Source organism: Anoxybacillus pushchinoensis (genome assembly GCF_900111795.1).
Classification (GTDB): Bacteria; Bacillota; Bacilli; order Bacillales; family Anoxybacillaceae; genus Anoxybacillus; species Anoxybacillus pushchinoensis.
Window position 1 is genome coordinate 48,662 of sequence record NZ_FOJQ01000007.1, and the last position, 19,504, is coordinate 68,165.

At 43.0% G+C, this 19,504-nt stretch carries 21 protein-coding genes, 1 other RNA gene, 1 pseudogene and 1 riboswitch; of the genes and pseudogenes, 5 read left to right on the top strand and 18 right to left on the bottom strand.

Annotated features, from left to right (window positions below; genetic code table 11):
• Position 1: 1 nt before the first annotated feature.
• Positions 2 to 107: riboswitch (SAM riboswitch) on the bottom strand.
• 140 nt (positions 108 to 247) lie between these two features.
• The 10 genes from BM213_RS03600 to BM213_RS03645 form a co-directional block, all read right to left on the bottom strand.
• Positions 248 to 1,540 (bottom strand): O-acetylhomoserine aminocarboxypropyltransferase/cysteine synthase family protein, encoded by a 1,293-nt coding sequence (locus BM213_RS03600; RefSeq protein WP_091700992.1) that lies wholly within the window; start codon positions 1,538 to 1,540, stop codon positions 248 to 250.
• A gap of 65 nt (positions 1,541 to 1,605) precedes the next feature.
• On the bottom strand, positions 1,606 to 1,905 hold the full coding sequence (locus BM213_RS03605; RefSeq protein WP_091700995.1) for a sterol-binding protein: 300 nt from the start codon (positions 1,903 to 1,905) through the stop codon (positions 1,606 to 1,608).
• A 128-nt stretch (positions 1,906 to 2,033) separates the two neighbouring features.
• A complete protein-coding gene (locus BM213_RS03610) occupies positions 2,034 to 2,303 on the bottom strand; it encodes a thioredoxin family protein (protein ID WP_091700998.1) in 270 nt (89 codons plus the stop codon).
• Between the two features lie 8 nt (positions 2,304 to 2,311).
• Positions 2,312 to 2,659 carry a ribonuclease M5 gene (locus BM213_RS03615; protein WP_077429558.1) on the bottom strand — a complete coding sequence of 116 codons (348 nt, stop codon included), beginning with the start codon at positions 2,657 to 2,659 and terminating at the stop codon, positions 2,312 to 2,314.
• A gap of 100 nt (positions 2,660 to 2,759) precedes the next feature.
• Positions 2,760 to 3,008: a YusG family protein gene (locus BM213_RS03620; RefSeq protein WP_091701000.1), complete on the bottom strand. Its 249-nt coding sequence runs from the start codon at positions 3,006 to 3,008 to the stop codon at positions 2,760 to 2,762.
• Between the two features lie 33 nt (positions 3,009 to 3,041).
• Complete coding sequence (gcvH, locus tag BM213_RS03625; RefSeq protein WP_091701003.1) at positions 3,042 to 3,425, bottom strand: glycine cleavage system protein GcvH; 384 nt, start codon at positions 3,423 to 3,425, stop codon at positions 3,042 to 3,044.
• A gap of 57 nt (positions 3,426 to 3,482) precedes the next feature.
• On the bottom strand, positions 3,483 to 3,842 hold the full coding sequence (locus BM213_RS03630) for an arsenate reductase family protein (protein WP_091701006.1): 360 nt from the start codon (positions 3,840 to 3,842) through the stop codon (positions 3,483 to 3,485).
• A 69-nt stretch (positions 3,843 to 3,911) separates the two neighbouring features.
• Positions 3,912 to 5,693 (bottom strand): acyl-CoA dehydrogenase family protein, encoded by a 1,782-nt coding sequence (locus tag BM213_RS03635; protein WP_091701008.1) that lies wholly within the window; start codon positions 5,691 to 5,693, stop codon positions 3,912 to 3,914.
• Positions 5,694 to 5,708: 15 nt separating this feature from the next.
• Positions 5,709 to 6,881 carry an acetyl-CoA C-acetyltransferase gene (locus tag BM213_RS03640; RefSeq protein ID WP_091701011.1) on the bottom strand — a complete coding sequence of 391 codons (1,173 nt, stop codon included), beginning with the start codon at positions 6,879 to 6,881 and terminating at the stop codon, positions 5,709 to 5,711.
• Between the two features lie 12 nt (positions 6,882 to 6,893).
• Positions 6,894 to 9,272: a 3-hydroxyacyl-CoA dehydrogenase/enoyl-CoA hydratase family protein gene (locus tag BM213_RS03645; RefSeq protein WP_091701014.1), complete on the bottom strand. Its 2,379-nt coding sequence runs from the start codon at positions 9,270 to 9,272 to the stop codon at positions 6,894 to 6,896.
• A 149-nt stretch (positions 9,273 to 9,421) separates the two neighbouring features.
• Between BM213_RS03645 and BM213_RS03650 the strand changes: the two genes are divergently transcribed.
• Complete coding sequence (locus BM213_RS03650; RefSeq protein WP_009362277.1) at positions 9,422 to 9,568, top strand: YuzL family protein; 147 nt, start codon at positions 9,422 to 9,424, stop codon at positions 9,566 to 9,568.
• A gap of 18 nt (positions 9,569 to 9,586) precedes the next feature.
• Here the strand turns inward: BM213_RS03650 and BM213_RS03655 are convergent, their stop codons facing one another.
• Positions 9,587 to 10,504 carry a proline dehydrogenase family protein gene (locus tag BM213_RS03655; protein WP_091701017.1) on the bottom strand — a complete coding sequence of 306 codons (918 nt, stop codon included), beginning with the start codon at positions 10,502 to 10,504 and terminating at the stop codon, positions 9,587 to 9,589.
• A gap of 163 nt (positions 10,505 to 10,667) precedes the next feature.
• Here BM213_RS03655 and BM213_RS03660 point away from each other — a divergent pair, with 163 nt between their 5' ends.
• From BM213_RS03660 to BM213_RS14610, 3 genes are all read left to right on the top strand, one after another.
• A complete protein-coding gene (locus BM213_RS03660; RefSeq protein ID WP_004892462.1) occupies positions 10,668 to 10,919 on the top strand; it encodes a hypothetical protein in 252 nt (83 codons plus the stop codon).
• A gap of 13 nt (positions 10,920 to 10,932) precedes the next feature.
• The gene (locus tag BM213_RS03665; RefSeq protein ID WP_091701019.1) at positions 10,933 to 11,256 is read left to right on the top strand and encodes a spore coat protein; all 324 of its coding nucleotides are present in this window, start codon (positions 10,933 to 10,935) and stop codon (positions 11,254 to 11,256) included.
• 113 nt (positions 11,257 to 11,369) lie between these two features.
• The gene (locus BM213_RS14610) at positions 11,370 to 11,543 is read left to right on the top strand and encodes a hypothetical protein (protein ID WP_009362281.1); all 174 of its coding nucleotides are present in this window, start codon (positions 11,370 to 11,372) and stop codon (positions 11,541 to 11,543) included.
• 48 nt (positions 11,544 to 11,591) lie between these two features.
• Here the strand turns inward: BM213_RS14610 and ssrA are convergent.
• The 5 genes from ssrA to secG all read right to left on the bottom strand — a co-directional run bounded on the left by ssrA (position 11,592) and on the right by secG (position 15,904).
• Positions 11,592 to 11,944: a transfer-messenger RNA gene (ssrA, locus tag BM213_RS03670) on the bottom strand.
• A 96-nt stretch (positions 11,945 to 12,040) separates the two neighbouring features.
• Positions 12,041 to 12,505 (bottom strand): SsrA-binding protein SmpB, encoded by a 465-nt coding sequence (gene smpB, locus BM213_RS03675; protein ID WP_003399367.1) that lies wholly within the window; start codon positions 12,503 to 12,505, stop codon positions 12,041 to 12,043.
• Positions 12,506 to 12,583: 78 nt separating this feature from the next.
• Positions 12,584 to 14,860 carry a ribonuclease R gene (rnr, locus tag BM213_RS03680; protein ID WP_091701022.1) on the bottom strand — a complete coding sequence of 759 codons (2,277 nt, stop codon included), beginning with the start codon at positions 14,858 to 14,860 and terminating at the stop codon, positions 12,584 to 12,586.
• A gap of 20 nt (positions 14,861 to 14,880) precedes the next feature.
• Entirely contained in the window at positions 14,881 to 15,639 is a 759-nt protein-coding gene (locus BM213_RS03685) for an alpha/beta hydrolase (RefSeq protein ID WP_279625312.1), read from the bottom strand.
• 31 nt (positions 15,640 to 15,670) lie between these two features.
• Complete coding sequence (gene secG, locus BM213_RS03690; protein WP_091701026.1) at positions 15,671 to 15,904, bottom strand: preprotein translocase subunit SecG; 234 nt, start codon at positions 15,902 to 15,904, stop codon at positions 15,671 to 15,673.
• A gap of 83 nt (positions 15,905 to 15,987) precedes the next feature.
• Between secG and BM213_RS03695 the strand changes: the two are divergent.
• Positions 15,988 to 16,789 (top strand): annotated as a pseudogene (locus BM213_RS03695) (transposase); the annotation flags it as partial.
• Between the two features lie 337 nt (positions 16,790 to 17,126).
• Here the strand turns inward: BM213_RS03695 and BM213_RS03710 are convergent.
• Positions 17,127 to 17,561 (bottom strand): DUF4304 domain-containing protein, encoded by a 435-nt coding sequence (locus tag BM213_RS03710; protein ID WP_077429547.1) that lies wholly within the window; start codon positions 17,559 to 17,561, stop codon positions 17,127 to 17,129.
• 18 nt (positions 17,562 to 17,579) lie between these two features.
• Positions 17,580 to 19,100 carry an RHS repeat domain-containing protein gene (locus BM213_RS03715; RefSeq protein ID WP_279625313.1) on the bottom strand — a complete coding sequence of 507 codons (1,521 nt, stop codon included), beginning with the start codon at positions 19,098 to 19,100 and terminating at the stop codon, positions 17,580 to 17,582.
• Positions 19,101 to 19,504: the final 404 nt, after the last annotated feature.

Here is a 19,504-nt window from a genome sequence, read left to right on the forward strand (position 1 = left end):
TCTCTTATCTCTCAAAGCAAACGCTTTGTGTGAATTGGCACCATTTCAGCAGCGCTGACGGTTGCCGGGTTTCATCGGGCACATCCCTCCACCTCTCTTGATAAGAGCGCTTTTAAACGCTTTATTCAGTTAACATTTTAATATGTTTAAGGATCATTTTAAACTACAAAAGTGAGTATATCATCGAAAGAAGGACAGTGTCAACAAAAATTTTATAACATTTTTTTGCGTATATGCACAAGGCATGCTACATCCGTAAATACAGCGAGCGCACACCTGTTGCGGCCTCAATCGCTTGTTCTAAGTCTTCAATTAAATCATCTACATTTTCAATACCAACAGATAAACGAATCATATCTTCCGTTACGCCGGATGCTTGTACATCTTCTTCACTTAACTGTTGATGCGTCGTGCTTGCTGGATGGATAATTAAACTTTTCGCATCGCCGACGTTCGCAACGTGCGACCAAAGTTTGACGTGGTTAATGAGCGCTGCCCCTGCTTCACGACCACCTTGAATACCAAATACGACGACTGCTCCTGCTCCTTTTGGCATATATTTTTTCGCTAGTTCTTTTGCTGGATGATTATTATGCTCAGGATACAACACCCAACTGACTGCAGGGTGGTTGTTTAAATAATCAACAATTTTTCTCGTATTGGAAATATGTTCTTTCATGCGGACGTGTAACGTTTCCAGTCCTAAATTAAACTGAAACGCGTTGAATGGGCTAATCGCCGGACCTAAGTCACGCAACAATTGCACGCGCGCTTTCACGATATACGCCGCTGCACCAATATTTGCATACACAAGGTTGTGATAGCTCGAATCTGGCGTCGTAAACGATGGAAACTTCGGCGAATGCCAATGAAATTTTCCCCCATCGACAATGATGCCGCCAAGCGTTGTCCCATTCCCGAGCAACCATTTCGTCGCTGAATGCACAACGATGTCTGCGCCATGTTCAATCGGGCGGCAAAGATACGGTGTAGCAAACGTATTATCAATAATGAGCGGAATGCCTGCTTCGTGAGCAATGTGGGCAACCGCTTCAATGTCTAACACGTGCAAGCTTGGATTGCCAATCGTCTCCGCGAAAATAGCTTTCGTTTTCGGCGTAATGGCAGCACGGAAATTTTCTGGATCAGATGGATCGACAAAATGGGTCGTAACTCCATACTTTGGCAACGTATTCGCAAATAAATTGTATGTTCCTCCGTATAACGTCGACGCAGAAACGATATCATCCCCTGCTTGGGCGACATTTAATATTGCCATCGTAATAGCAGCCATGCCGCTCGCTACCGCTAAAGCACCAATACCGCCTTCAAGTTGAGCGACACGCTCTTCAAACACCGTTACCGTCGGATTATGAATGCGCGTATAAATGTACCCAGCTTCCTTTAACGCAAACAAATTGGCCGCATGCTCTGTGTTATCAAACAAATACGCATTCGATTGATAAATTGGCACTGCACGCGCTTTCGTTACAGGATCGGTTTGCAAGCCACCGTGCACAGCAATCGTTTCAAACTTCATCATTTCTACCCCTGAAATGGTTTATTTATGAATATTTTGAATTTTAACACGATACATATTGCTCGTCAATGAACAACATCGTACGGTTTAGCAAGAAAAAAAATCGACTCTAACAATAAAATGTGGTGAAACGAAGCTGTGACAGACAATTCATTTAACCGAAGTTGCTGTTGAAGTTTTAACGAACCTTGTAATAATGACATCATCGCTTGTGTTGAACCACGAATCGTAATGACTCGTTCCCCATCCCCCTTCTCCACGCGCTGAATCCCTTCTTTCGAGACGCATAATAATACTTGTCCGCTGTCCCATTGTAATTGAATGTATATAGGTTCATTTGGCAAAATGGGTGCTAACATATGCATACAACCGCCCCCGCTTTATTTATTGTTGTATTCCCTTTTCCATGCGGAGACCGTCTGTTCCTTCTACAATCGCTCGACAATTCTCTCTCTTTTCCGCTCATTTCCCAAGAAATATGTCGAAAGCTGGCTTATTCAGCCAGCTCCCTCAATGTTTCATATAAATATGGAACAGAATGGAACGCGTATATTTTTTGTACAAGCTCGTCACGTTTGAAAACAAGTAAGCACGGAACACTTTCAATTTGCCATTGCACAGCTTTTTCGGGAACGTAATTTAAATCGTGACGCTCAAAAGAAATATGCGGTAACAATTGTTCAAGCACATCGACCATACGACTTGCCACTTGACACGTGCCGCACAATGGCGTGTACATATAAACGACCTTCACAACGATCACACTGCTTTCTACAAATATTGTGCGTGTACATCAATATTTGCACTTAATAGTACAACAGCGATATGATGTTTCGGAGCTGCTGCCACTTCGCGATACATTTTATCGACGTATAAATGCTCAGCTTGTGGAAATTCACGGCGAAGTTGACGGCGCAGTTTTTCTCCTGCTTCATCAGAATCGACTAAAATGTACACCTCTTTATCGTACAAAGCATCAATTAATTCATCAAGTTTGGCGGTGCCAAGCGTTCCGTTCGTGCAAATAATTTCTACCGGTTCACTAATAATACTCTCGATTTTCCTTTTATCTGAGCGCCCTTCAACAATAATTACTTTCTCTACCTCAACAATCGCCATCATCATCACCTTGCACATTCATTTATGTATTATTATTATATTCGCTACCCGTCTCTTTTTCTCCTTTTATCAAATAGAAAAGGACAGCGATGTGCCGTCCTTAACACCAACCACCTTCTATGTCACAATCGACATATTTCGCATCTGGGTTTTCCGTTACTGTCACACTTTTTAACACGCGCCCATCGCGCTGTTCATATCCATGTTTCAGCTGAAACTCATTTGTTGCGCGCACAAATTCCCCAACGCATTCATTGTCGTAAAACAATTGAAAATTACCATGTTCATTTAATTTACCGATCACATCTTCGGTAATGTCCATCATTTTTTGTTTTAACAAAAAAGACACCCCTGTGTCATAGGGTGCCCTGTGATGTGTGTTTTACTCTTGATTAATCATTTGTTCGTATTGTTCAGCAGTAAGTAAGTTGTCCACTTCGCTCATATCACTCGGCTCAATAACGATCATCCATGCTTTATCATACGGTGATTCGTTAACGTACTCTGGGTTGTCGTTTAACTCCTCATTGACTGCTACGACTTTTCCGCTAATCGGTGCATATAATTCAGACACAGTTTTCACCGATTCTACGCTACCAAACGGCTCATTTGCTGTCAGTTGCGCACCGATTTCTGGCAATTCAACGAAGACGATGTCGCCAAGCTCAGATTGTGCAAAATCTGTAATCCCAATGCGAACTGTATTGCCTTCCACACGCGCCCATTCATGTTCTTGTGAATAACGTAGCTCTTTTGGAACGTTCATCATTAACCCTCCAACATATTGTTTTCCCTTCCATCATACACGATTTTCGACACGCTTTCACGATAATTTAAACATTTCATGATATTTTTGTTCGTCAAATCCAACAATGACTTGCTTGCCATCTGTGACGATCGGACGTTTAATTAACATTCCGTCAGATGCCAGTAGTTGCAACATTTCTTCCGTGTTCATCGCCTTTAATTTATCTTTTAACCCGAGTTCACGATACTTCATACCGCTCGTGTTAAAAAATTTTTTTACATCCAATCCACTTTTTTCGTATAACGTCCGTAACTGCTCTTTAGATGGAGGCTGTTCAACAATATGTATAGCTTGTACAGAAATGTTGTTGTCATCTAGCCACTTTTTTGCTTTGCGACATGTGCCGCATTTTGGATACCAATAAAATGTCGCCATCTTCTCACCTCATCTATATATACGATAACAAAGCGAAAGTACCAGACGATGCGCCTGGTACCTCCATTATTACACAACATATCGCTCTGCTTCAATTAGTGCTTGCGCTGCCTCACGCTTTTTCGCAATGATGTTGATTGGCGTATGACGTGTTAATTTACGCAATGCTGATAACATCATACGCAACATGTCACCGTGCTCAACAGCGACGATTGTTTCTTTTGCATGTGCTTCAATTTCATTAAACGCTTCTTGACAGAAAATTTGTGTGTACAATACTTTTTGTTTGTTTTTCTCAACGCCAGATTGCGCAATTGCTTTTTCCGTACGCAATAGCGCAGATTCCATCGCGTATACGTTGCTGACGATGTCTGCAATATTTACGAGCACTTCTTGTTCTTTTTCAAGTTTTGGACCGAATTTTTGCGCCGCCAGTCCCGCGACCATTAAAGCGATTTTTTTCGCATTGCGGACAAGGTACTTCTCTTGTTCAAGCACGCCATCGCCAACTTCTTCTGGCATAAGCATCATTAATTCTTCTTGTAATTGTTGCGCTTTTTGTAAAAGCGGCAATTCGCCTTTCATCGCCTTGCGCAAATACATACCTGGCACGAGGAGACGGTTAATTTCGTTCGTCCCTTCAAAAATACGGTTAATACGTGAATCACGATACATGCGCTCAATTTCGTATTCTTGCATAAAGCCGTAACCGCCATGAATTTGTACACCTTCATCTACAACGTAGTCAAGCATTTCTGTCGCAAACACTTTGTTTAAAGAGCATTCGATCGCGTATTCTGCAATCGCTTTTGCCGTTTCCTTTCCGTCTTTTGCTTGTTCATCTGTCAACTGTCCCATGCGCGCTTCAAATAAACCGACTGTACGGTAGACGGAGCTTTCTGCCGCATACAATTTCGACGCCATCGTCGCTAATTTTTCTTGTGTTAATGTAAATTTCGAAATTGGTGTTTTAAATTGTTGACGTTGATTGGCGTATTGAATCGTCACTTCTAGGGCACGTTTTGCTCCTCCAACAGCACCGACGCCAAGCTTATAACGACCGATGTTTAAAATGTTAAATGCGATAATGTGACCCTTTCCGATTTCGCCGAGCAAGTTTTCTTTCGGCACGAGCGCATCTTGTAAAATTAATGTGCGTGTCGATGAACTTTTAATCCCCATCTTCTTTTCTTCCGCTCCTGTCGATACGCCAGGGAAATCGCGCTCAACGATGAACGCCGTGAAATGCTCACCGTCTACTTTTGCATATACGACAAACACGTCGGCAAAACCAGCGTTTGTAATCCATTGTTTTTCTCCGTTTAAAATGTAATGCGTACCTTCTGCATTTAGTTTGGCTGTCGTTTTCGCACCGAGCGCATCTGAGCCAGAGCCTGGCTCCGTTAATGCATAAGCAGCAATTTTCTCACCTGTCGCTAGCGCCGGTAAATATTTTTGTTTTTGCTCCTCTGTTCCGAACAAAACGATTGGAAGCGAGCCGATCCCAACGTGCGCACCGTGTGAAATCGAGAAGCCGCCCGCACGCGCCATTTTTTCAGCAATTAACGCCGAACTAATTTTATCTAAACTTAATCCACCGTATTCTTCTGGCACGTCCGCACCAAGCAATCCAAGCTCACCAGCTTGTTTTAAAAGAGCGACAGACCGATCAAACTCATGGTTTTCTAAATGTTCAAGTTGTGGCAATACTTCATTGACGACAAATTCTTCTGTCGTTTTCGCAATCATTTTTTGTTCGTCTGTAAAATCTTCTGGTGTAAACACTTGAGTTGGTGATACATCTTCAATTAAAAAGCTACCGCCTTGTGCAATTTGTAACGCTTTTTCCATTATTGGTTCCCCCTCTTATAATAATTCAAATACGCCAGCAGCACCCATACCGCCGCCGATACACATCGTGACAATACCAAATTGCTCGTTGCGACGACGCATTTCATATAAAAGTGTCAACGTCAACTTCGCTCCCGTACAACCGAGCGGATGACCAAGGGCGATCGCTCCTCCGTTTACGTTTACCTTTTCTTCATCTAATCCAAGTTCGCGAATGACTTGAATCGCTTGCGAAGCAAACGCTTCATTCAGTTCTATTAAGCCGATGTCAGAAAGTTCAAGCCCTGCAAGCTCAAGCGCTTTCGGAATCGCAGCAATCGGTCCGATACCCATCACTTCAGGTGGGACACCTGCAACAGCAAACGATCGGAATTTGCCAAGCGGTTGTAACCCGAGCGCCTTCGCTTTTTCGTGATCCATCACCATCACCGCTGCTGCTCCATCGCTCGTTTGTGAAGCGTTTCCTGCTGTGACCGTCCCGTTTACTGAAAACGCTGGGCGTAATTTCGCGAGCGTCTCCATATTTGTATCCGAGCGTACTCCTTCGTCTTGACTAAACGTCATCTTTTTCTCTACTAACTTATTATTTTCAATATGACGGACAGTCACGTCGACCGGCACAATTTCATCGACAAATTTTCCTTCAGCAATCGCTTTTGCTGCTTTTTGATGACTGCGAACAGCAAACGCATCTTGATCTTCGCGCGTCACCCCATATTTCATCGCTACTTGCTCGGCTGTATGTCCCATCGACATATAATACTCCGGTGCGTTTTCTGCTAGCTTTACGTTCGGTCGTACGACATGGCCCATCATTGGTACCATGCTCATCGACTCTACGCCACCAGCGATAACGGTATCTGCATGCCCAAGCATAATTCTCTCTGCAGCATAAGCGATCGCTTGCAATCCTGATGAACAATAACGATTAATTGTAATGGCTGGCACTGTATACGGCAAACCAGCTAACGCTCCAATGTTGCGCGCAATATTTAACCCTTGTTCCGCTTCTGGCATAGCGCAGCCGATAATGAGATCGTCAATGTTTCCTTCGTAATTTCCTGCTCGCTTTAACGTTTCTTTAACAACGATTGCCCCTAAATCATCCGGGCGGACGTTGGCTAACGTCCCTTTTTTTGCTTTGCCGACAGGCGTGCGCGCCCCGGCAACGATGACCGCTTCTTTCACGTCAATCCCCCCTTAGTTTCTTAACGGTTTTCCTTTAACAAGCATATGTTGCATGCGCGCTTGTGTTTTTGGCTCGCCGACAAGGCTTAAAAATGCTTCTCGCTCTAAATCGAGCAAATATTGTTCGTCCACTTCTGTTCCGTACGGTACACTTCCGCCAGCAATGACGTATGCAAGCTTTTTCGCAATTTTTAAATCATGCTCCGAAATATAGCCTGAATAATACATACCTTGAGCGCCAAGTAGTAACGTCGCATACCCTGTTTCCCCGACAACCGGAATTTTTTTACGCACCGGCGGTCTGTATCCGCTCTCATATAATGCCAATACCGTTTGTTTCGCATCATGAATGAGATGGTCACCGTTGATCGAAATGCTATCTTGTGCGTTTAAGAAATTCAATTCACGCGCTTCCGCTGCTGATGTCGACACTTTCGCCATCGCAATCGTTTCAAACACTTTATTAGCAACCTTTTGGAGATCAAATTCCACACCGTTTGGCATGCCGCTTAAGTGTTTTATATATAGTTCTTTATTTCCACCGCCGCCTGGAATGAGACCGACGCCAACTTCAACGAGCCCCATATATGTTTCCGCTGCAGCTTGAATGCGTGAAGCTGGCAAGCAAATTTCTGTTCCACCGCCTAACGTCATCGCAAATGGTGCGACAACGACCGGTTTAGTGCTATATTTAATATTCATCATCGCTTGTTGGAATTGACGAACGACCATCTCAATTTCGAAATAGTTGTCATCTTGCGCTTCCATTAAAATCATCGCAAGGTTCGCACCGACGCAAAAGTTTTTACCTTGGTTTCCGATGACGAGTCCTTTATAGTTGCGGTCAACTTCTTCTAACGCGTAGTTAATCATTTGGACGATGTCAAATCCAATGGCGTTGTTCGGTGAATGAAATTCGAGTAATGCTACATCGTCACCAAGGTCAATTAAACTTGCACCACTATTTTTCTTAATGACCCCTTTTTGTTCTTTTAAGCGCTGAATGTGAATGACTTTTTCATTTTCTTCAACCGGCTTATATTGTCCACGATCGTAGTACGATACGCGACCGTGCTCGTATTTATAAAACGCCTCATATCCGCTCGCAAGCATATCTTCAACCCACGATGGTACTTGACGACCTTCCGCTTTCATTTTTTCAACAGACTGCTTCACACCGATCGCATCCCATGTTTCAAAAGGACCGAGCTCCCAGCCAAAGCCCCATTTCATTGCACGGTCAATCGCTACGATGTCATCTGCGATTTCACCGAGCAACTGAGCGGAATATAATAACGTCGGGCTTAAAATATTCCACAGCAGTTGACCAGCGCGATCGTTCGCATATACAAGCGCTTTCAATTTATTCGCTGTTCCTTTTGCTTGTTTGCTCATCTCGATCGACGGTGCCTTTAGTTTTTTCGTCGGTTCATACTCGAGCGTTTCATAATTTAATTCAAAAATGTCCTTTCCTTTTTTATAGAAAAATCCTTGCCCTGACTTACTGCCAAGCCATCCTTTTTCAACCATCGTTTTCATAAAAGACGGAACAGTAAACGCTTCTTTTTCTTCGCCTTCTACTTTTTCGAATACGTTGTTAGCTACATGAATAAACGTGTCTAAACCGACGACATCGAGCGTGCGGAACGTCGCACTTTTCGGACGACCGATTAATGGGCCTGTCACAGAATCGACTTCGCCGACGCTATAGCCACCTTTCATCATTTCACGTACCGTCACAAGCAAACCGTACGTACCGATCCGATTGGCGATAAAATTTGGCGTATCTTTCGCAAGAACGACGCCTTTGCCAAGCACATTTTCACCAAATTGTTTCATAAACGTAACAACAGCTGGATCAGTGTGCTTTGTCGGAATGACTTCTAATAGTTTTAAATAGCGCGGTGGATTGAAAAAGTGCGTGCCTAAAAAGTGCTTTTTAAAATCGTCCGAGCGTCCTTCGGCCATCGCTTCGATGGAAATGCCGGACGTGTTTGAGCTGACGATACTTCCTTGCTTTCTGACTTCATCCACTTTTTCAAACACACTTTTTTTCACATCAAGCCGTTCAACAACGACTTCAATAATCCAATCGCATTCGGCTAAGCGATGAAAGTCATCTTCAAAGTTACCGACTTCGATCAATGCTAAGTTGTCTTTCGACATAAGTGGCGCTGGTTTTTGTTTCAATAAACGTTGAACCGCTTGATTGACGATGCGATTGCGCACTTGTTTATGTTCAAGCGTCCATCCTTTTGCTTGTTCTTCAGCTGTCAACTCTTTAGGTACAATATCTAACAACAATGTCGGAATGCCGACGTTCGCTAAATGCGCCGCAATTCCCGATCCCATAACTCCGGAACCGAGAACCGCTGCTTTTTTAATTCGCATGCTCGTTCCCCCTTATCCGAATTGAATGAATGATCATTCATTTTTCCTTTATCTTAAATATAAATTATATTTTAAATTTTCGCAACAAATAAATGTAGCGAATTTTGTCAACGATTTAGGACATGATACGAAAGGAGGTGATGTTTGCGATGAAAATGAAAAAACACCCGTCAAAAGCAGGTGTAAGTGCGGCAAGTGTTAAAGGAAATGCGGGGCCGACGGTGGAGCGTGATGGCGGCGGAAAGAAAACGAGCCAAAATCAACAATACGGAAAAGAAAATATGGGAAATGAATAAAGGTGGGACACCCCACCTTTATTTTTTGAATATACCTTTTAACACAAATGCCACGTTGGCTGGGCGTTCTGCTAAACGGCGCATAAAATAGCCGTACCAATCGGTTCCATATGGAACGTAGACGCGCATTGTGTATCCTTCACGTACTAATTGTTCTTGTCTCTCTGGACGAATGCCGTATAACATTTGGAATTCAAATTGATCGTTCGGGATGTTATATTCCTTCACGAGTTGTTTCGTGTATTCAATTATCTCATCATCGTGCGTAGCAACAGCTGTATAGTTTCCGTTTAATAGATGCATTTTAATAATTTTTTTGAAGTTTTCATCTACATCTTTTTTGTCTGGAAAAGCGACTTCCTGTGACTCTTTATACGCGCCTTTCACGAGACGTAAATTCGGATGATACGCATTTAAATCTTCGATGTCTTTTTCCGTACGGTACAAATATGCTTGCAATACCGTTCCAACATTGTCATACTCTTTCTTTAGCTGCTTAAATATATCGATCGTTTTTTGACAGCGCGAATAATCTTCCATATCAATGGTAACAAATACGCCATGTACTTTTGCTTCATCTAAAATGCGACGCATATTTTTCATCACAAGCTCATCGGAAATGTCTAATCCCATCGACGTCATTTTTAATGATAGTTGTGAATTTAGTTTATTTTCACCAATTGCACGAATCGCCTCAATTGAATGGTTCGCCATTTCATTCGCTTCTTGCTCGTTATCAACAAATTCACCTAAATAATCGATCGTAACCGCTAGCCCTTTACGATTGAGTTCTTTAATAACTTCCACTGCCCGTTCAATCGTTTCCCCCGCTACAAAACGCGATGCACCGAAACGAAGACCATACTGTTTCGCCAATTTTGTTAACGTTTTATTTTTTGACAAAAATAAGAAAAAGTCGCGCATCAATTGCTCCATCGTTGATTACCCCCTTTGCAAGCACATCCACCCGTATTGTAACACGTTTTCACTTGCTTGAATATGTTTTTGTCGAATAATCGTATTTTTTGTCTACATACGTATAACTATACAGCAAGTGGGCAATATACAGTCGAACATGATTTTATATGGAGGGATGATTATGCAACAGCAGATGAACATGCAACAACAGGCGATGATGGCTCAACCACCTGAAATGATTTCGACGAAAGACGCCCTTTATTTAACGGATGCGCTCTCATGGAATTTGATTGCGATGAAAAAAGCACATTTTTTCGCTTCTCAATGTCAAGATCAAGAAATTAAACAAGCGATTGATCGCGTTGGACAAATGCACCAGCGCCACTATCAACAGCTTTTACATCAATTGCAACCATCTGCCCACGTGCAATAAAGGAGGACATAACATGAAGGTGCAAAATCCTGAAACACAAATTCCAAAAACCCCACAAATGAACGATCGCGATTTTATTAATGATATGTTATCGACTGAAAAATATATGTCAGATGGTTATTGTACATTTTTAAATGAAGCAAGTCATCAACACTTGTATGATGAAATTTTGCATATATTCACCGAAACAAAAAACTGTCAACGTGAATTGTTCAACTTAATGTTTAAAAAAGGGTGGTATGCACTCGAACAAGCAGACCAGCAAAAATTACAACAATCGTATCAGCAATTTCAAGGATATGCGAGCCAATTCCCGTACAACAATATGATACAATAAGAAAAGCCGACTGCTGATGCAGTCGGTTTTTCTTATGATGAGCCCAACCATTGGACAAACGCCTTGCATATCGTGTTAATGTAATGATGAATTTGTGAGGAGGGAATGCTCAAATGTATGGTCGCAGACCGTTTTTCGGTTTTTTCGGTGCACCGTTTTTTGGGGGCTTTCTAGGTGGATTGCTCGGCAGCGCATTAACGCCTTATCCGTTTTATCCGCCACGCCCATATTATTACCCACCACGTCCATATCCGTTTTATCCATATGGTGGCGGATGGTATTATTAAACATAAAACGCTAGAGAGGCATTTACTCTCTAGCGTTTTCTCATTAGCGTATGGAGACGGTGGGAGTCGAACCCACGTCCAGAGATATCGCCACTTAAGCGTCTACGAGCGTAGTCGGTATATTTACGTTTCGCTGCATCTTCCGCCTACCGACAGGCATCCGAGCAGCTAGTCTGATTGTTCTCTTCCCGCGTCCTCAGACGGCGGACTTGGGCGTAGCCCACTTGTTATGAACCCCTAGGCCGCCACATGGGCGATGGCGGTAGGAGTTAGCCGCGTTAATTAAGCAGCTAAAGCGTAGTTTTCTTTGCCAGTTATCTTTAAGTGACGTTTTTACGAGGACGATCCCCTCGGCTCGCAGCTTAAGCTCGATCTACCCCTGTCGAATCCGTAACGTCCCCGTAGAGAAACGTACGAAATAGCTTAAGCTTCTATAACTGGCTGACACTTTTTATTATATCACATTTCATGTGCTTTGCAATTGTAACATACTGGGTTTATTTCTGCCGTTCGCGGAAAGCGCGTTCGACTTCACGCTGCGCTTCTTTCTTTTTCATATCTTCGCGCTTGTCGTACTTTTTCTTTCCTTTGCCGACGCCCAATAACAATTTTGCAAAGCCGTCTTTAATGTAAAGCTTTAACGGAACAAGCGTATAGCCTTGTTCTTTCGTATAACCGATGAGTTTATTGATTTCGCGGCGATGAAGCAATAATTTGCGAGTCCGCAACGGATCGTGATTGTAGCGATTGCCTTGTTCATACGGGCTAATATGCATATTATGTAAAAACACTTCGCCTTTTTCCACTTTTGCGAACGAATCTTTTAAGTTCACCTTACCTGCACGAATCGACTTAATTTCCGTTCCTTGCAATACAAGTCCCGCTTCATACGTCTCCTCAATAAAATAGTCGTGATGCGCTTTTTTATTTTGAGCGATCAGCTTTCCTTCCCCTTTTGGCATTCGTTTCCCTCCCTTCAGACAACGAATATTTTAACAAAAATGAGAAGAAAGGAAAAGCCTCATCGGTGGAGGCTTTCCTTATCGTTTTTTCTTTTTCTTCTTTTTCATGTTTGGGATGTCTTCGAAAAACTTCTTGCTTTTCTTCGTTTTTTTCGTTGGCCATTGTTCTTCTTTTTTCTTTTTCCGCTTTCCTTCAATAACGACAGGCGCCGCTTTTGGCTGTTTGTTTTTCCGCCCTTTCATGCCGACAATTTCAAAGTCAACGATCCGTTCCTCTTTATTGACGTTAATGACACGCACCGTAATTTGGTCGCCAATGCGATATACTTTCCCTGTTCGCTCACCAATCATCGCATAATGTTGCTCGTCATAATGATAGTAATCGTCCGTTAAATAGCTAACGTGCACGAGCCCTTCGACCGTATTTGGCAGTTCAACAAACAGCCCGAAATTTGTCACCGAACTAATAATGCCGTCAAACTCCATGCCAATTTTATCTTCCATAAATTCGGTTTTCTTCAAGTCATCTGTCTCGCGCTCTGCCTCGACCGCACGGCGTTCCATATTCGACGTATGCTCCGCAATTTCTGGCAACTTCTCCGCCCATTTTTGTTGCGTTTGTTCATCGATTTGCCCGTTAATTAAGTATGTGCGAATAAGGCGATGCACAATTAAGTCTGGGTAGCGACGAATCGGCGATGTGAAATGTGTATAAAATTCCGTTGATAATCCGTAGTGACCGAGGCTTTCAGCGTCATAGCGCGCTTGCTTCATCGACCGCAGCATGACGGTTGAAACGACCATTTCTTCTGGCTCACCACGTACCGCCTCTAGCACTTCTTGCAAGGCACGCGGATGAATTTGATTGCCCGTTCCTTTGACAATATAGCCGAAATTCGTAATAAACTCTAAAAAGCGTTGCAACTTCTCTGGCTTCGGATCTTCATGCACACGATAAATAAACGGCACGTTCATCCAATGGAAATGTTCCGCAATCGTTTCGTTCGCTGCTAGCATAAACTCTTCAATTAATCGTTCGGCAACAGAACGTTCACGCAACACGACGTCATACGGTTTTCCATTTTCATCAACGAGCACTTTCGCTTCTTTAAAGTCAAAATCAATGGCACCGCGCTTCATGCGTTTGTTGCGTAAAATATCGGCTAACTCTGCCATTAACTCAAACATCGGCACAAGCGGGGCATATTTTTCTCGTAGTGCCTCATCGTGATCAACGAGAATGCGGTTGACATCGGAATACGTCATTCGTTCGGTCGTGCGAATGACGCTTTGGAAAATTTCATGACTGACCACTTCGCCACGATCGTTAATTTCCATTTCGCACGATAACGTTAACCGATCGACTTTCGGATTTAATGAACAAATACCGTTTGATAACCGGTGCGGAATCATCGGGATGACACGGTCAACTAAATAAACGCTCGTTCCGCGTTCATATGCTTCGCGATCAATCGGTGACCCTTCCGTCACATAATGGCTGACATCGGCAATATGAACGCCAAGCTTATAGTTTCCGTTTGCTAATTTCGTCACTGTTACGGCATCGTCTAAATCTTTTGCGTCTTCACCATCGATCGTGACAATCATTTCATTGCGCAAATCACGCCGTCCCTTTATTTCTTCTTCAGAAATCGTGTCCGGAATGCTGTTCGCATGGGCAATGACGTCTTCCGGAAATTGCAACGGCAATCCATGTTTATGGATAATCGATAAAATATCGACCCCCGGATCGTTTTTATGACCTAAAATTTTAATAACTTCTCCCTCGGCACTAATCCGCCCTTCTGGATACGTCGTTAAACGAACGACAACTTTATGCCCTTCGACCGCACCGTTTGCGGCATGTTTTGGAATAAAAATGTCGTTGACGATTTTTTTATCGTCTGGAATAACAAAACCGAAGTTTTTGCTTTCTGTATACGTACCGACGACTTCTGTAATGCCCCGCTCAATAATGCGGACGATCGTCCCTTCTTGACGCGCCCCCGTTGCTTGTCCGTTGACACGCACAAGAACGGTGTCGCCATGCATCGCATTCTTCAATTCCGACGGTGGAATAAAAATATCATCAAGCGTCGGATCTTCTGGAATAACAAACGCAAATCCTTTCGCATGGCCGGTCACTTTGCCGCGAATTAAGTTCATTTTCTCCGGCAATCCATACCGATTGCTTCTCGTTCGGACGATTAGTCCTTCTTCTTCTAATGCGACAAGTGTTTTGACAAGTTCTTTAAATTCGGCTGCGTCTGTAATATGAAACGCTTCTTCTAGCTCTTGAACAGTCAGAGGTTTATACGCTTCATCGCGCATAAACGATAATAATTTTTCCTTCATTTACTTCCTCCTTTCGAGGATTACCAATCTAATGATTCTAAAAATGCATAAATGTCTTCATGAAGCTGTTCTTTTTCTTTATCAAGCGTAATGACGTGTCCTGACTCCTCATACCATTTTATTTGTTTTACGGGAGACTCGACGCCGTTATAAATAATATTTGCACTATCTGGGTTAATCATGTCATCATGACGCGCTTGTACAACAAAAACAGGTGCATAAATGAAATCTAAATGATCGCGTACTTCAGCAATGAGTTGTTGCAGTGCTTTCAATGTTTTCATCGGCGTTTTCGCAAACTCCGCCATTTCGCGCTCGATTTGCTCCTCGCTTTTTCCTTCTCGCTTTTTATATTCGCGAGCGTATGCTAAAACTCCTTCATACATCGTCTGTTCGCTTTTAATATACATCGGGGCACACATTGGTACGATGCCAACGACAGGAACAGTATAGCCAAGTTTTAACGAAAACACACCGCCAAGCGATAATCCAACAACAGCGATTTTTTCATGGGTTTGTTTTAAATATTCGTAAGCGTTTATCACATCTTGCCACCAATCTTCCGGGCCGGTATGCACAAGTTCTTCTGGTGGCACGCCATGTCCTTTATAAATCGGGGCATGACACGTATATCCTTTCGCTTGTAAAAAACGACCGAGCATGCGCACGTCGGCAGAGTTTCCTGTAAATCCGTGCAATAACAATACTGCCCGTTCACCTGCTTCAAACGTAAACGGTTGTGGTGCAACTAGCTTCACAACAATTCCTCCCTTCTCCATGAAAAAAGCGATCCGCATCGCTGGACCGCTGTTACAGTTCAAAATAAGTGACAGCTACTGTTAATACGAAAAACAACACGGCAAGAACAACAGTCACACGGTGCAACACCGCATCAATCCCGCGTGCTTTCTGTTTACCAAACAATTGTTCAGCCCCGCCTGTAATCGCACCCGAAAGCCCTGCGCTTCGACCGGATTGCAATAAAACAACCGCAATGATTCCAATGGAAACAATTACAAGTAGCGTAACAAGAAACGTATGCATACTTTACACCTCCAACGACGCACATCAATCACAATAGTTTTATTTTAGCATAACACTATTCATTTGTACAACGGACGAAAAGATCTGATGAAGATCTCCAATCGATGATCGAAGCCGTTGGCTACCATGACACTTCGCGGACGTTTACGGTGCGTACGTTGGTTGCCTTTTTTCTGTTGGCGTCACTTCACGAAAGGAAAAGTTTCCGTCATGGCACCGATGTGGCGAAGATGTACGGGTTGCCAACGTTTCATTACTCGACGGTTTCTAAGAAAGCGAAAGAAGTTCCGTACGACGTGATGAAGCGCTTATTTGCTTTGGTGGTTTCGAAATGCAATCGCCACACCCGCCGTTCGCTTCGCTTCCGAAAGCGTTGCGTGTAGTAGATTCCACGACTGTCACTAACACCTTTCTTCCTCCCCCTCTTCGATCGTGGCGTATTTTACTTGCCAGTTAGGAACAAAACAATGTCGTTCCAAGAAACGCCATCGCGTCGTGATCTTTCAGAATGCGAACAGGCATGACATCCGTGTCGTCACGAACGTCTTGGAAGCATCGGCAGAAAAGATTGCCGAAATGTATCAAGTGCGTTGGACGGTGGAAGTGTTTTTCCGTTGGCTGAAGCAATATCTAAACGTTCCGACCTTATTTGGCACGAACGAGCACGCGGTATACAACCAACTGTTTGCAGCATTTATCGCTTATGTGTTACTAAGATGGCTATATCCCCGAACGGAAAAACGGACAACCTCGTCTCTTTCCTTTCTTTCGTTTGTCCGTCGTTTTTTCTCTGGGCAACTTCCTCTCGAATGGAAATCCGAGATGGCAGCTGTCTTATTTGAGTATACTCACATTTCCGGGAGAAGTATGCCTAATTTTGGATAATCATCAGCCGTGCCTTAGTATGATTTAACGACTTCTAAAAGTAATTCCCGAACCCTTTCATGAACTTTTAATTCTTCAGAAAAATGGGAGGATTTTTCTAAATGTTTCCTTAAAGGTTCGTAATAAGGATACAAAGCAAAAAATCTTTATACAACAATTTTCTTTGATACCTAGGTATCTTCTTATGAGCCAGGACATAACTTAAACTTCCACTTATTAATGAACAAAGTAACTATTCAGCCACATCATAAAGTGAGCTGAATAGTTACATTATCAATGGTCTAACTAAAAAGACGACAACGCTATAATATAAAATAAGCGTGTCGTCAAATTTGTTCTATCGTACAGTTTGCTTTTGTTTTATCTTTTCAAACCAATCGTCTGCAACATCTAAATAGGGTAAGACATTCTTAGCTATTTCCATAAACTCTGCTTCTTCTAAGTTTTGTGTTTCGTTATCAAATCTAAACCAATCCTTATTGCCATTTTTATGTTCCAAGATTCTGAAGCGATTGTTTAAGTGAAAAGCATTTAACTTTTGAAATGGACGGATGAGATTATCAATCTTTACTTTTCCTTCTTCATTAACTTTCGCTACCCCAATCTCTATTAAAAATCCTCCCCCCCATTTATCAAATTGAAACGATAATAGATACCCCAGCTGCCCCCCTTGTTTCCTAAAATGAGGAAAGCTGCCCTTAAATCCCCTGCTTTTTAACTCTGGGACTACTATTTTCTTTAAAGCACTAATCATCTTATCTTTATTAGACATAAAATCGCTCCTTACTGGTTAAAAACTTTCACGGTGTATGCTATATGATATACCATGCTTCTTTAAAAGCTTTCTAAGACTTCTACTTGGATCTACTTTACCAGTTCTTGAACTTATATAGAAATTCCAGTGCACCCTTTTCACTTTCCTATTTTTTAATAACCATGCATCTTTTGCAACCTGTGCCCTTGTGAAAATAGAAGCTGAGACTCTTCCTACTTTAACTTCATGTAGTGTACCATTTTTTACAATATCCGCTCGTCTTTTTGTTTTGCCAATATTAAATATTCTTTGAATATGCACTGGTTTAGCTCCTAACCTTCTAGCAAGATATTTCTCAGCAGCTAATCCAGCTGACCTAGCTGCCTTTAATCTTCCTCCACCAACAAAACCGAACGCAGCGGAAAACGCAACGCCTTTCCATCCTTTTCCTGCCTTGTACGCCTTATACCCATCATACGCCGCCAATCCCGCATTAATCGCCATCCAAACAAAATGCCCATCCGGATCGACCATCATCACCGGATTGTTGTTCGCATATGTGTAGCCGTTTTGGGTTAGAATATCATCCGAATCTCCCGGATCAGGGTCCATGGACAAGAACACACCATGGGTCGGGTGGTAGTATCGGGCGATCAAATAGTATAGTCCCGTCTCTTCGTCATATTGATATCCCGCATAGCGATAAGGGTTTTCGTCTGCCATCTCACCGGATTTTGAAAGAAGCTGGCCCCATGTGTCGTACTCGTAACGAGCGACCACGTTTCCTTGCGCATCGGTTAACGCGATGACATCGCCATGCGCGTTGTAGTGGTAGAAGTACGTCGCCCCGCCTTTTTTCATTGCCAACAGCTGGCCGTTTTCTCCGTATACATACGATTGTACCACATTTCCGCTCGCGTCGGTTTCATATAAGACGTTGAGGCTGTCGCCTTGGTAGTGGTAGTTCGTTACCACGCCATTCACGGTCTTTTGAATGCGGCGACCGTCGTCGTCATATTTGTATGTGACAAACGGCGCGCTTTCTCCTTTTCGAGTGATAGCGACAAGCTGATCGGCTTCGTTCCATTCATATTGGTACTCACTGTCTTCGGTCCGGTTGCCGTTCGCATCGTACGTGATCGTTTCATCGCCGAAACGAACCAACTGATTCGCCGCATTATAATCGGCCGTCGTCGTCGTGGATGATCCCTCTTTCGTTTTCACGATTTTCGTCCGGTTCCCGAATCCATCGTACGTGTACTCGATCGTCGTTCCATCCGGCCATTGCTCTTCCACTAGTTGATCTAAGGCGTCATAACGATAGAGCGTCTTCGCGCCGGTCGGGATGGCGATTTCTGTCCGATTGCCGTTTTCGTCATAACGGTACGTTTCCGCCAATAACTCGGTTCCATCTGCCGTCCCCACTGACAGACTTTTCACCAAGCCGCGGTCATCATACGTGAAGGTGGCTCCCGCTCCGTTTCCAGTCGTAAATGTGCGAACGTGTCCTCTTTCGTCATAATCAAAGCGATACGTATACGTTCCGTCTTGGACGATGGTATTTTGGTCCAAGGCGTTGTATTGATAGGTGACGGTTTGGCTAAACGATCCATGCGAGAACAGGAACTGTTGTCATTGATCCGAGATCGTCGAATCAACTCTTTTCCACTTTTTCTAAATTATAAATTTCATTTTTAACAACAATGCGATTGTTTGCCACCCGCAGATTTCCTTTCTTAAGCTCGGTTTTGGAAAGCCTCTCCTAAAAAGAAAAAAACCTTAAGAGAGGCATATACTCTCCTAAGGCTAGGAAGCTAAAATACTGTAGATGAGCAAATTTACTAACATAAATTTACAACCAAACAAAAAAGAAGACATGAACCCGATTCCTTGGTTAGAATAGATGTGCCAACAAACCATTCACAAGGAGGTTCATGTCTCATGAATAGATTAGCACATCA